The 12,404-nt window shown below is 52.7% G+C and carries 11 protein-coding genes; 7 read left to right on the top strand and 4 right to left on the bottom strand.

Annotated elements, in window-relative coordinates; all coding sequences use genetic code 11:
• The first annotated feature begins 50 nt into the window (after window positions 1-50).
• Together HFP08_RS20495 and HFP08_RS20490 are read left to right on the top strand one after the other, a co-directional pair.
• A complete protein-coding gene (locus HFP08_RS20495) occupies window positions 51-2,666 on the top strand; it encodes a family 16 glycosylhydrolase (RefSeq protein WP_240941624.1) in 2,616 nt (871 codons plus the stop codon).
• Between the two features lie 127 nt (window positions 2,667-2,793).
• Window positions 2,794-3,648, top strand: a complete 855-nt coding sequence (locus HFP08_RS20490; RefSeq protein WP_206109298.1) for a class I SAM-dependent methyltransferase — start codon at window positions 2,794-2,796, stop codon at window positions 3,646-3,648.
• 51 nt (window positions 3,649-3,699) lie between these two features.
• Here the strand turns inward: HFP08_RS20490 and HFP08_RS20485 are convergent, their stop codons facing one another.
• Window positions 3,700-4,566, bottom strand: coding sequence for a helix-turn-helix transcriptional regulator (locus HFP08_RS20485; RefSeq protein ID WP_168122473.1), 867 nt, complete (start codon window positions 4,564-4,566; stop codon window positions 3,700-3,702).
• Between the two features lie 200 nt (window positions 4,567-4,766).
• On the opposite strand from HFP08_RS20485, the gene HFP08_RS20480 reads away from it, so the two are divergent.
• Window positions 4,767-6,155, top strand: a complete 1,389-nt coding sequence (locus HFP08_RS20480; RefSeq protein WP_240941621.1) for an MFS transporter — start codon at window positions 4,767-4,769, stop codon at window positions 6,153-6,155.
• Window positions 6,156-6,276: 121 nt separating this feature from the next.
• Window positions 6,277-6,858 carry a Uma2 family endonuclease gene (locus HFP08_RS20475; protein ID WP_168122472.1) on the top strand — a complete coding sequence of 194 codons (582 nt, stop codon included), beginning with the start codon at window positions 6,277-6,279 and terminating at the stop codon, window positions 6,856-6,858.
• A gap of 46 nt (window positions 6,859-6,904) precedes the next feature.
• Here the strand turns inward: HFP08_RS20475 and HFP08_RS20470 are convergent, their stop codons facing one another.
• Together HFP08_RS20470 and HFP08_RS20465 are read right to left on the bottom strand one after the other, a co-directional pair.
• Window positions 6,905-8,989, bottom strand: a complete 2,085-nt coding sequence (locus tag HFP08_RS20470) for a multicopper oxidase family protein (RefSeq protein WP_168122471.1) — start codon at window positions 8,987-8,989, stop codon at window positions 6,905-6,907.
• Entirely contained in the window at window positions 8,982-10,202 is a 1,221-nt protein-coding gene (locus tag HFP08_RS20465; RefSeq protein WP_168122470.1) for an FAD-dependent oxidoreductase, read from the bottom strand. Before HFP08_RS20465 ends, HFP08_RS20470 begins: the two co-directional genes overlap by 8 nt.
• Window positions 10,203-10,428: 226 nt before the next feature.
• Between HFP08_RS20465 and HFP08_RS20460 the strand changes: the two genes are divergently transcribed.
• On the top strand, window positions 10,429-10,899 hold the full coding sequence (locus tag HFP08_RS20460) for a MarR family winged helix-turn-helix transcriptional regulator (protein WP_168122469.1): 471 nt from the start codon (window positions 10,429-10,431) through the stop codon (window positions 10,897-10,899).
• Between the two features lie 47 nt (window positions 10,900-10,946).
• On the opposite strand, the gene HFP08_RS20455 is transcribed toward HFP08_RS20460, so the two are convergent.
• Window positions 10,947-11,309, bottom strand: coding sequence for a winged helix-turn-helix transcriptional regulator (locus HFP08_RS20455; RefSeq protein WP_168122468.1), 363 nt, complete (start codon window positions 11,307-11,309; stop codon window positions 10,947-10,949).
• Between the two features lie 169 nt (window positions 11,310-11,478).
• Between HFP08_RS20455 and HFP08_RS20450 the strand changes: the two genes are divergently transcribed.
• Together HFP08_RS20450 and HFP08_RS20445 are read left to right on the top strand one after the other, a co-directional pair.
• The gene (locus HFP08_RS20450) at window positions 11,479-11,832 is read left to right on the top strand and encodes a DoxX family protein (RefSeq protein ID WP_168122467.1); all 354 of its coding nucleotides are present in this window, start codon (window positions 11,479-11,481) and stop codon (window positions 11,830-11,832) included.
• Window positions 11,833-11,969: 137 nt separating this feature from the next.
• Window positions 11,970-12,284 (top strand): hypothetical protein, encoded by a 315-nt coding sequence (locus HFP08_RS20445; RefSeq protein ID WP_168122511.1) that lies wholly within the window; start codon window positions 11,970-11,972, stop codon window positions 12,282-12,284.
• Window positions 12,285-12,404 lie beyond the last annotated feature (120 nt).

Here is a 12,404-nt window from a genome sequence, read left to right as displayed (position 1 = left end):
TACAAACTCCTCTCAGATAAATTCGCCTATATTCGATGAAGGAGGAAATTATGAATCTTTTTTCTGCGAAGAAAAGCTTCAGGATGGCACATCGAGTTCTGAGTCTGGCCTTAACGGCAATGCTGCTCGCGGCCGCCGGCTTGTTGCCGATGACCGGCGTTCATGCGGAGGGCACCACGGTGACTTCCATGTCCTATTATTCGGCTGCGGACGGCCCCGTAGTCTCGAAATCCGGAGTAGGGCAGGCGAGCTACGGCTTTGTCATGCCAATCTTCAACGGCGGCTCCGCGGCTTGGAGCGAAGTGGTTGACGATATTGGCGTCAAAGTGAAGGTCGGCGGCAGTTGGGTAGATATTGACAGCGTCGGCAGCTTTGTCTACAACCAGAATTGGGGACATTGGAGCGACGGCGGCTTGAACGGCTATTGGTTCACGCTATCGGCAACGACGGAGATTCAACTGTATTCCAAGACCAATGCCGGCGTTACACTGGACTACACCCTTCAATTTCAAAATATTACGACTCAGACCATTACATCAATGACGCCGACGCAAGGCCCGCAAATTACAGCAGGCTACACAGGCGGCGCCGGATTCACCTATCCGGTGTTCAACAACGATCCGGCGATTCCTTACGCTGCGGTAGCCGATGATTTGCGGCTGTATGTCAAGCCTGTGAGCGGCAGCACGTGGGTGAGCATCGACAACAATGCAGCGAGCGGCTGGATCTACAACAGCAATTTCGGGCAATTCACCGATGGCGGGGGCGGTTATTGGTTCACGGTAACGGAATCCATTAACGTCAAGCTGGAATCGGCAACCTCTTCCGCAAGCGTCGTGTACACGATTGTTTTCAATGAACCTGTAAGAAACTCTTATGCGATTACAGCGTATGACGGCACGAGCTACACGGCGGACGAGAGCGGCGCTATCGGCATTCCGCTGCCCAAGATTGACGGCAATCCGGCCATCGGGACTGAACTGGGCAATTTCGTCTACGAGATTTATGTTAACGGTCAGTGGGTGGACATGTCGGACTCCGGCCAAAGCGGATTTTCGTACTCCGGGGGCGGCTATAACAACATGTCCGACGCGAATCAATGGGGCTATTGGGCCGACTATATCTACGGATTGTGGTTCCAGCCGATTCAGGAGGACATGCAGCTTCGAATCGGCTATCCCTTGAACGGACAGTCCGGCGGCAGCATTGGCAGCAACTATGTCACCTATACCTTTATCGGCAATCCGAACGCGCCCCGTCCGGATGTGACCGATCAAGAGGATATCGCGATTGGAACATCTAGCGATCCGACTATTGCGGGCATGTCGCTGCTATGGCAGGATGAGTTCAACGGCACGACGCTCGATACGAGCAAGTGGAGCTACGAGACCGGCTATTATGTCAGCGAAGATCCGAATAGCTGGGGCTGGGGCAATGCGGAGCTGCAGCATTATACGAACAGCACGCAGAATGTATTCGTGGAGAACGGAAAGCTGAATCTGAAGGCGCTTAACGATCCGATGTCGTTCCCGCAGGATCCTTCCCGTTACGCACAATATTCCTCCGGCAGAATCAATACCAAGGATAAATTCTCCTTCCAGTACGGCCGCGTGGACTTCAGCGCCAAGCTGCCTACGGGCGACGGCATCTGGCCGGCGCTTTGGATGCTGCCGGAGGATGCGGTGTACGGCGCATGGGCCGCGTCCGGCGAGATCGACATTATGGAGGCGAAGGGACGCTTGCCCGGCACGACAAGCGGCGCTGTTCACTTCGGCGGTCAATGGCCGGTGAATCAGTATCTGGCAGGGGAGTATGACTTTCCCGAGGGTCAAACGTTCGCGAATGACTTCCACACCTATACGCTTATCTGGGAGGATGACGACTTTAAGTGGTACGTGGACGGCAAATTCTTCTTCAAGGTGACGAGAGAGCAGTGGTATTCCGTTGCCGCGCCGAATAACCCTGATGCTCCGTTCGACGAGCCGTTCTATATCATTATGAACTTGGCGGTTGGAGGTCATTTCGACGGCGGCTTGTCGCCGGATCCATCCGATATTCCGGCAACGATGCAGGTGGACTACGTTCGCGTCTATCAGCCGGGCGATGATGAGAATCCTGTCAACGTGCCTGTAACCGGCGTAAGCGTGGATCAGAGCACGGTTCAGCTGTCGGAGAGCCAGACCGCGCAGCTGAACGCCGCTGTTGCGCCTTCTAACGCAACGAACCAAGCCGTAACATGGAGCGTGGCGAATTCCAGTGTGGCGTCCGTTAGCTCGAACGGTCTCGTGACGGGAGTAGCGCCGGGCACGACAACTGTGACGGCGACCAGCGTGGACGGGAGCTTTACGGCAACGAGTACGATTACGGTAGTGTCCGCTGTTATCGTCATTGGTGATGAAGTGCGCGGCCTGAAGAAGTCGGGCGACAATCTGCAGTTCTACGTGAACGGCGCAACGTTCGCGGATCTGCATTACAAGATCAACAACGGCGTGCAGTTGAATGTGGCCATGACCTCGGACGGCAACGGCAACTTCACCTATCCCGTCAACAATCTCCAAGCCGGAGATACGGTGGAATATTTCTTCACGTATAACCCGGGCCAGGGTGCGCTCGATACCCCATGGCAGACCTATGTTCACGGCGTTACGCAGGGCACGCCGGAGTAAGCATATTTCTTTTTAGATTAATACAGCAAAAACCCGATGGCGGAACTCGTCATCGGGCTTTTTACGACCATTAACGAATAAACTGAAACTCAGTTGATGCTATCTCTGAACGTTTGGTCGAAAATGTGTGAAAGATTGCTCTATTAAGCGTAATATAAAACTATCTTATCCATTCAAAGGGGGTACAATGATGAAAAGAATACATACCTTCAACGAGATTGCAGACGAATATGATAAGCATAGGCCCAGCTATCCTGATCAGCTGTTTGCAGATATTTTGGCCTATTCAGGAATTGCGTCAGATTCATCCATTCTCGAAATCGGCTGCGGCACAGGGCAGGCTACGAGAGGACTTGTCGACCTTGGTTATGACCATGTGACATGTGTGGAGCTGGGTGAACATTTGGCTGCATTCACACAAACCAAATTTCGAAGTTATCCCAATGTTAGTGTCATTCAGGCTCCCTTTGAAACATGGAATAGTGAGAAGAGCGGCGGCTTCGCGTTAGCTATATCCGGCACTGCTTTTCACTTTGTTGAGCCGCAGGAGCTGGGCTATCGCAAGGTCTATGACTTGCTTGACAATGACGGCTCAATCGCTTTGTTCTGGACAGTACATGTTCCGACCTATGACGAAGTCTCGAATCTCATTCGAGAGAGCTATCGGAGGCATGCGCAGCAATTGGATGATTCAAAGAATCCAACACTGGAGCAAATCATAGAAAAACGATCAGCTTTGACGTTGGCGAATGGTCTTTTCAAGGAACTCGAAGTGAAGCGATACGCTTGTCATCATACGTATACGGCAGAAGAATATATTGCGTTATTGAACACAAATTCCAGACATCGATTAATTCCAGAAGCGATTCGGCATGAATTGTTCGCTGAGATCAGAGGCGCAATTGAAGCAAGTGGCGACATCTATCACAAGCCTCAGGCTGTGGTTTTGTTTCTTGCTAAGAGAAATGAATTTGAATCATGAATATTTTGTGCAAATGCACACAATGAATGGTCAGCTATGGAATCTCATTCCTCATATTGGTTGCAAGGCTGCTGATTCCAGCAGCCTTTTCAGTTTGGCGATGGTACCGTCTTCCATCGAAGGCATATTAATCGTTAGGGTTAGATGGGGAGCGTCGGACACCTGGAATGATAGTTGATGAAACCGCAGCCGCCCGACAGCCGGATGGTAGTTGAGCTTTTCGCCTTCGGGTCCATTGAGCACATCATGCTGCGGCCACCACTCTCTGAATTCCTCGCTTGTCTGCCTTAGTTCCTCAATGAATGCCATCCACCAGGGATCGCCTGCGAACTTCCCGTAGCTTGCTCTGAACTGTGCGAGACGATGTCTGGCATGGGTCTCCCAGGTTTCCTTAAGCAAGCTCCGTACATAAGGCGAAGTGAAAGTGCGCCATACCGAATTGCGGTCGCGCTCCGACATCGCCTGGTAGTCGCCATAGATAAGGCGCGTCACTCCGTTCCACGCCACGACGTTCAGGCGCTGATCGGTCACGAAGGCGGGGCTTGGGCTCTGCAGATCGAGAAATCGCTGCAGCTCCGGGCTAATGCCGCTGTCCACCGGCGCCAGATCCGCGGGAGGCTGCTGTAGAGCAAGCAGGAAGAGATGCCTGCGCTCGTTCGCATCGAGCTGCAGTGCTCTGGCGATGCTCTCAAGTACCTGCGCGGACACTTGAATGCTGCGAGCCTGCTCCAGCCAAGTGTACCAGTCGGCGCTGATGCCTGTGAGCATCGCTACTTCCGCCCGCCGAAGTCCGGGCGTACGGCGGCGTCCGCCGCTCGGCAGGCCGGCCTGCTCAGGCGTTATCCGCTCTCGGCGCGATTTCAGAAATTGCGCAAGCTCCTGCAATCGTTCCTTATTCGAATATTCCGAATGCTCCATCCCTGACTTTCCTCCTTATTTTTGCGTGCTTTTATCCGAATAGGCTAGGATTATTTCTCCTAGGATAAAGCCTCATCTCGTTCTAGTATTCCTTTCATTATACACTTGCGGAGGAGGATGGAAAACGCGCTGGAGGGAGTAAGCTCCTTTAAAGCTCCTTCAAGCAGCGTTCGAAACTTAAGCGGAATGAGGGATTTCAATTGGAAAAAGCCATGTATGTACAAGAGCTGAAAGCGGGCAAGCTTTCCAAAATCATACTGCTAATCGGCATTTCGCTGGGCTACTTTATGGTGCTGCTCGATATGACCGTGGTCAGCGTCGCGCTGCCGGATATTCGGACCGACTTGGGAGGAGGCTTGTCCGGGCTTCAATGGGTCGTCAACGCCTATACCATCGTATTCGCCGGCCTTATGCTCTCCATGGGCACGATCGCGGACAGGTTTGGGGCCAAGCGAATCTTTCTGAGCGGCCTGGTCATTTTCCTCGCGGCTTCCGCGGTTTCGGCTGCTTCCGGTTCGCTTGGCGAGCTTGTTGCCTGGCGCGCGATTCTTGGAATCGGCGGCGCTGCGCTGCTCCCGGCCTCGCTGACGCTTATCGTTCATGCGTTCCCGGACTCCGCAGAGCGAGCCCGCGCGATGGGAATATGGGCAGCCGTTACCGGGATTGCCATGGCGGCGGGTCCGGTGGTCGGAGGGGTTTTGGTGGACTCCTTCGGCTGGCGCAGTATTTTTCTGCTCAATATTCCAATTGCCATTCTAAGTCTGATCATCACCTCGAGATTTATTGCCGAAGCGCCTCGCAATCCGGGCAGAAAGCTTGATCTGGCAGGGCAAACACTGGCTATTGGAGCGATTGTCTTCATGTCTTACGGGTTAATGGAAGGGGAGAGCGAAAGGTGGGGCTCCGGGCCTATTGCGGCGGCGTTTGGCCTGGCGGCGCTCTGCGTCGTATTGTTCGTCATCGTGGAGTTTCGAGTGAAGTCGCCGCTGCTGCCGCTGCGTCTGTTCAGGAATTACACGATATCGGCGGGCTTGCTTGCGGGTATGCTCATTAACATTGGCTTGTCCGGGAGCCTGTTCATCCTGCCGCTGTTCTTCCAGCAATTGCGGGGGCTGTCGGCCCATGCTGCCGGTCTGGCGCTGCTGCCCATGATGATTCCGATGGCCTTCAACCCGATTCTCACAGGGCGAATCGTGGGCAGGATCGGAGCGCGGATGCCGATGACGGCGGGATTCGCATTAGCGGCCCTGGGCGCTTTGCTGCTCCTTCGGCTGGATGTGGAAAGCGGCTATGCGGTAACGTCGATTGGGCTGCTGCTGCTCGGATTCGGAGTGAGCTTTACGATTCCGTCGTTGATGGCGGCCGTAATGGGATCGGCTCCAAAGGAGCAGTCCGGTGCCGTTTCGGGGGCGCTGAACGCGAGCCGCCAGCTCGGCGCGACGCTGGGAGTAGCCATTCTGGGCTCGATTATTAGCGGAAGCGGGAGCTTCGTCGCGGGGATGCATGTGTCCTTGCTCGTTACAACGATTATTTTAGTTTGCGGCAGCTTGCTTTCGTTTGCTTTTGTCGGTAGGAAGGCAGTTGGATAATGTCGTGACTCTCATCGTATTTGCCATCTTATGCGCTTGAGAACGAATGCATTTCCGCTTGGAATACGAACGTATGTGTGGTAAAATAACGGTAATTAAGAAGAGACTGGAGGCGCTGCCAGTGGAATACAAAAGCAAGGACCGAGGATTCAAGATTAAGGAATCAGGCTGGACGGTGGAGGATTATTATGGTCTACCCGAGGATGGGAACCAATATGAAGTTGTTGGCGGAATTTTGGAGCTGAAGCCTTCCCCGACAACGACGCATCAACGAATTGCCCATCAAATGGAACACGCTCTGACAGATTCATGTGAATTGCAATACATTATTATGTCTTCTCCTATCGATGTCATTTTGTCGGATAATGAAACAAGGCAGCCGGATATATTAATGATTCATCGCAGCCGAACTGCAATTATTGAAGAGCATGCTGTTGTCGGCCCGCCGGATCTCGTTATTGAGATCATCTCGCCAAACAGCGCCAAGCGGGACCGTATTATGAAGAAAGAGTCTTATGCGCGATTCGGCGTAGGGGAATATTGGATCGTCGATCCGTCGAATTTGACCGTGGAGCAGTACGTTCAGGCGGAGACAGGACAACCGTATGAGCTGCTTCAATTATTCGCCCAGGACGATACTGTGAATTCGGAGCGAATATCATGCGTAAGCTTCACAGTCAAGGATGTGTTGAAGCTTAGATAAGAGGAGAGCGAGGCCCGCTTAAGTTAGCATTCGGGGCCTCGCTTGCTTATTCCGGATGATTGCCGGTATCGTCGCCGATCGCATACGGGCTATAGACATGCTTGTATGCGACATGCATCGTCATCCCGAGCATGGCATGCTCCAGGTTGTGGCAATGATCCATCCATAGACCGGGATTGTTGGCGAGGAAGGCGACCTCGATTGTTTCGCCCGGCATGACGGTTACAGTGTCCAGGATGAGCGGACTGCCGCTGACCGGTCGGCCGTTCTTGCTGAGCAGCTGCACATGATGGCCGTGCAGATGGAAGGGATGATCGGCAAAGCTGCGGTTCACGAAGCTCGTTTTCACAAGATCTCCCTCCCTGACCATCAGCGTAGGCGTATCAGGGAAGGTTTCCCCGTTGATGATCCATTGCGATCCCCCTTGCCCATTGTAGAATCCGAAGTAGGTTTGATCCAGAATGAGCGTGAAGGAACGATCGAACTTCGTTGTTGCGTCGAATGACGCCTGGGCAGGCTCGCCATAGGAGTAGATGTCCAGCGGTTCGCCATGCTCCAGACTTTCCGCGGCCGCTTTCCCGTCCGCACTATAGACGTATCCGATTGGGTTGCCGTCGATGTGCAACGCCAAAGTCACAGGAGTTTCCGGCATTATGAACTCGATATCGTAGCGGCCGCCGCCTCCGATATTGAGCAGGCTGTCGGTCAACGAACCGGGCCTATTCAATCGATAGCCGTCTATCGCCGTTACACGATAGGAAGCGCCGTTCAGAGAAAATGTGCGTATGGCATTGTCCGCGTTAACAAGCCGCAGCCGCATAAGGGTGCCGGGTGCTGTCTTCTTGCTCTGGAACCCGTCGTTGCTATTCAGCGCCGGAATGATAGTCCCATCGGGCTTCATCCAGCTGTGGGCGATTAGGGTCGCATCAACCATCTCTGTGTCTATCTTCTCGTCCGCCGGACGGATGACAAGCGAGCCGAACAATCCCTCCCTCACTTGCAAGGACGATTGCTGATGCGAATGATACCAATGGGTGCCGGATTCATTCACGACGAACCGGTACGTATGGGATTCGCCGGGCAGTACGGCATTCTGCGTCATGCCGGCAACTCCGTCCTCCGCGTTCCTAACGTCGATTCCGTGCCAATGCAGCGTGACGCCGTCCTCTATATTGTTGTTCCTCAAGACGACCTCTACAAGATCGCCTTCATCGGCGACGAGCTGAGGCCCCGGTGCTTGACCGTTAAAGGTCCAAGCTTCAATGGATTGTCCGGAAGCCAGCTTGACGGTTTGTTTCTCGGCAATGAGCTCATATCGCCGATCGGGCTTTTGATCTTGAGGGCCTTTCAGATCGTCGACGCTAATCCTCTCGTCAAGGGTAGTAGGACTGCCCCCATGACTCGAGCTCCCATGATCCATACTCCCATGCATAGCGCCAAGGGCAAAGGGAGCCCCGCCGCCAAAATCGGCGGATGCTTGATGAACCATGGCCATCGTGCCGGGCAGTTCGCTGTTTTTCATGGAGAGGGTGAATCCCGTAAACGTTATAATAATGGCAAGCGAGCACATGAGCAGGCCTCTGACCACTCTTGCGAGTAGAGCGGGCTGCCGCTGCTTCAAGCGATTCAGCCTGGCTGAATGATAGATCCACAACGCTGCCGCGGTCAAAGCGAGTATGCCTCCATGCAGCAAGATATCCTCGCTCTCAGGAATGGCTGGAATATGCATGGTGACCAGATAGAAGGCAAGCAGGGTTCCCGCGAGCATTGCATGAATCGGCACAATGGCTGCGCGCAGCGAGTGCTTGCCGCTCGTTGAAGCCAGCTCCGGCAAGGCGACGAACAGAACTGCCGCCGCCGGCACAAGGAGAAGAGGCATGACAACCGCGAATCGGTCCATAACGAACAGCCAGCCAAAATGAATCCATACCAGCGTCAGATCCAATATCCATAACGACAGTAATGCCAGGCCGATGAGAGAGCTTGCTCTGGCCGCCTTTCGCCAACGAGTCACAAAAGCGCTATTCGATTGAACATATTTCAGATGATTGACGGCAAAGGCGGCCGCTCCCCAGAGGAGCATCAAGAGCAGCAATAGAATGAATTCGAAGCCCAGGAACGCTTCAATCATGATGAACTACATCGCGGTCTGTCTGCAGGCGTTCATTCCACTGCGGACGATAATCATACATCCAGCTGTGCGAGTCCTTGTTGGCCGATTTCAAGAACAGGGGCATCATCAGATCGCGGAAAAATACCTGAACAGGATTGGTAGCGTATTTGCGCTGGCCCAAACTGCGGGAATATTGGATAATCCGTTCGACGCGCTCTTTTCTCAAGGATTGGAATTGATCGAAGGCTCCTTCGACATCCCCGATATCTCTTAAACATTTCCCCAACATCAGAGCATCCTCCAGCGCCATGGAGGCGCCTTGCCCGGCATTTGGCGAGGTTGCGTGAACCGCGTCCCCGATAAGCACGGCCTGACCTTTGCTCCAGCTTGTCTGGGGAGGCATATCATAGATCGGATAAGCCCCGATCTCTCCCTTCGTATTGGCGATAATATCGAGAATGGGCGAAGCGTCATTACGATACAAGTCCATGATGCGCCGACGCCACTCGCTTTGTGATATGGCAAGCATGTCCTTGCGCGTTGGCGTGCCCGGAACCTCCTCGTTCCCGAACCAGAATATTTCGCCCGAAGACTGGACGATGTAGCCGAAGAAGGCTTTGCTGCCGAATACCATTTGCTGTACGCCGGGGATATAAGGCAGCTGAACGCCGCGAGAGTAACCTCCGAAGCTGATTAGGCCTGTGTAGGAAGGCTTGGGCGCATCGGGAAGCAAGCGGCTGCGCAAGGCGGAATGAATGCCGTCGCAGCCTACGACGAAACGCACATTGGCCGATAATCCGCTTTCGAAGGAAACCTCCGCCCAGTCCTTTCCGGTCGTGATTTTCGTCAGCTTGGCGCCCATGACAATGGGAATTTCCTGACGCGCCGCTTCTTCGCGCAGAATACGCTGAAGCCATCCGCGCTTTACCGTAAAGCCTTGAGGTTTGCCGTCCATATGACCGACTTCCCCCAGATTTTTATCCTTGCCGTTTCGAAACTGCATGACCCGCATTTCGAAGCCTTCATTGCGGATCATGCGATCCAGTCCGAGCTCTTCTAACACATGCACGCCATTGCGTCCCACATTCAGGAACAAGCCCGCGTAATCGTCATGCTCCTGTGCGGCTTCGTAGATGACCGGTCTCCAGCCGGCTCTCTTCAGGAATAGGGCCGCCGCGGGTCCGGCAATTCCGCAGCCGATAACGGCGACATCTTTGTTGGGTGATAACATGTAACTTCCTCCTCTTCATTTATCTTAATTTTTAAGATATATGGCATTTGCAAAACTGAATTCCCTTTATTTTTGCAAAAAAACAAGATGATCGAAACCGTCCAGGGAATGATTCCCGACCCCGACCAGAGGAGGGGGAGAAGCGATGCCGTTGCAAGCTGTAACTGGGGGACACAGCCATGCTATAATAGATCTCAACTCATTTTGTTCGAAGTAGGTGCTGACTATGAAGGATCTTCAGCAGGATTTGAATGCCTCGCTAATTGAAGCTTCCAAAGAGATGTCGACCTTGACGGTTCTGTTCCATCAAACAGTGGCTGTTCATCTTGGCCTTAACATTACGGATCATAAATGTCTGGATTTCATATTGAGCAAGGGAAGGGCGACAGCCGGTCAGCTTGCCGATTGGTCCGGTCTGACGACCGGGGCCATAACGAGCGTTCTCAATCGATTGACCAAGGCGGGTTATGTTCGTCGAACCAAGGATCCCGCTGATTTAAGAATCGTTTATGCAGAGCCAGTGTATGCTCATTTGCATAAGTTGAAGGAAGTATTCGGACCGTTGAACGATGCCATGCTTGAACTGTACGGAACCTATAAGGAGGACGAGCTGCGCGTTCTACTCGATTATATGCTGCGAGCCAATCGCATCATGCGAAATCGAGCGGAAGAGCTTCGTAAATCGTCTGCAGAATAGAGAAAACGGTTGTGTACAGTTAACAACTGCTCCGAGCTGCATATCGATTATGTCTCTTCGTCCTGTTGCCCGTCCTCGCGTTCCTCGCCGTATAACTCGTTCATATGCTCGATATGTGCAGTCCCCCAATCATTCATAACCTGCAGGACGGCTGACATGCTTTGGCCGTATTTGGTAATCGAATATTCGACCTTTGGCGGAATCTGCTGATAGACCTTGCGATGAACGATGTCATGATACTCCAGCTCTCTTAATTGCTGGGTGAGCATTTTTTTGGTGATGTCGGGAATGGCTCGTTGAAGCTCGCTGAATCGCATCGTCCCGTTAGCGAACAAACGAAGCAATATAACAGGCTTCCACTTTCCGACCAGAATATCTAGTGCCGTTTCGAATTTGCAATAGCTGGACATAGGGCATGCTCCTGTCTTGTTAGGCTTAAGGCTCGATTTAAGGTTACTTTTTGAATACCAGGTATGATTGAAGTGCCTACTTCCTTTCATGGCGGCTAGCGATTATTATACTCCTATCGGTCGATGGGATACAGACCCGGCCACCAATAAAAAGGGAGTTGTGCAGCATATGAATATCGCTCTGTGGATTGTGCAAGGATTGCTGGCTGTTGGATTTATGTATTCTGGCTGGATGAAGGCGTTCCTTCAGGACAAGGCTGCAGCGGCTTGGCACTGGGTGAATGATGTGCCGAAGGCGCTTGTTATCCTAATCGGATTGGCGGAGCTCCTGGGTGCGGTTGGCCTGATTCTGCCGCAAGCGGTGGGCGCAGCGCCTGACTTAACGCCTGTTGCCTCAACTGGACTCGCTGTAATCGTGCTGCTGGGCGTATTATTCCATGTGTCGCGCAAGGAGTATAAGGAGATTGGCGTGAATTTCGTATTTCTGGCATTAGCCGTATTCGTTGCAATTGGACGATTCTGACAAAGCGCGATAAATGTTGAATTCCGCCTGTTGTGGATAAAATATGTGTAAAGTTGGGGATAAAGTTCAGGAAGCGATAAGCGCCCCGATGGAGGGAGCGTGCTATAATGAAACAAAAAAAGATGGAGGTATCCGGCATGGCGCAACGCTATCGGGTTACGAGAGAATTCCAGCAAATTGAACAATCGCAGAAAGAGATTACATTGGAGGAATGCAAGCAGTATTTTGCGGCGCAATCCGACTTCGAATATACCTCTGCATATACGGTAAAAGGCAAGGAAGGCACAACGATGACAATCGACGGCGACTTCTTTATGTGGAGCCTTGAAGACGCGAAGATTCCCTTCCGGCATTATGGAGGAGATGTGTACGTGCTCGGGACGAACGAAGCGGTCGTGCCGCGAATGGTTGAGGTGGCGAGCGCTCTGAGGGCAGATATTACGGAAGGCTAGAGTACGATTCTTCAATAGTCTAACGAAGATTCACAACGTTATCGCAACAAAGCTCTTCGTTAGATTTCAAATTTTGCAATAAATGAGCATTCAGAGCTACCAAGATTCGTTAGAGTTTCG

Source organism: Paenibacillus sp. HB172176 (genome assembly GCF_011947265.1).
GTDB lineage: Bacteria > Bacillota > Bacilli > Paenibacillales > Paenibacillaceae > Pristimantibacillus.
The sequence above is the reverse complement of the archived record's forward strand: the minus strand, read 5'-3'. Positions and strand labels throughout refer to the sequence as shown.

Bases quoted from the DNA above. Each gene is read 5' to 3' on its own strand.
- HFP08_RS20495 (WP_240941624.1), top strand. From the start codon at position 51: ATGAATCTTTTTTCTGCGAAGAAAAGCTTCAGGATGGCACATCGAGTT.
- HFP08_RS20485 (WP_168122473.1), bottom strand. From the start codon at position 4,566: ATGGAGCATTCGGAATATTCGAATAAGGAACGATTGCAGGAGCTTGCG.
- HFP08_RS20470 (WP_168122471.1), bottom strand. From the start codon at position 8,989: ATGATTGAAGCGTTCCTGGGCTTCGAATTCATTCTATTGCTGCTCTTG.
- HFP08_RS20465 (WP_168122470.1), bottom strand. From the start codon at position 10,202: ATGTTATCACCCAACAAAGATGTCGCCGTTATCGGCTGCGGAATTGCC.
- HFP08_RS20460 (WP_168122469.1), top strand. From the start codon at position 10,429: ATGAAGGATCTTCAGCAGGATTTGAATGCCTCGCTAATTGAAGCTTCC.
- HFP08_RS20455 (WP_168122468.1), bottom strand. From the start codon at position 11,309: ATGTCCAGCTATTGCAAATTCGAAACGGCACTAGATATTCTGGTCGGA.
- HFP08_RS20450 (WP_168122467.1), top strand. From the start codon at position 11,479: ATGAATATCGCTCTGTGGATTGTGCAAGGATTGCTGGCTGTTGGATTT.
- HFP08_RS20445 (WP_168122511.1), top strand. From the start codon at position 11,970: ATGGCGCAACGCTATCGGGTTACGAGAGAATTCCAGCAAATTGAACAA.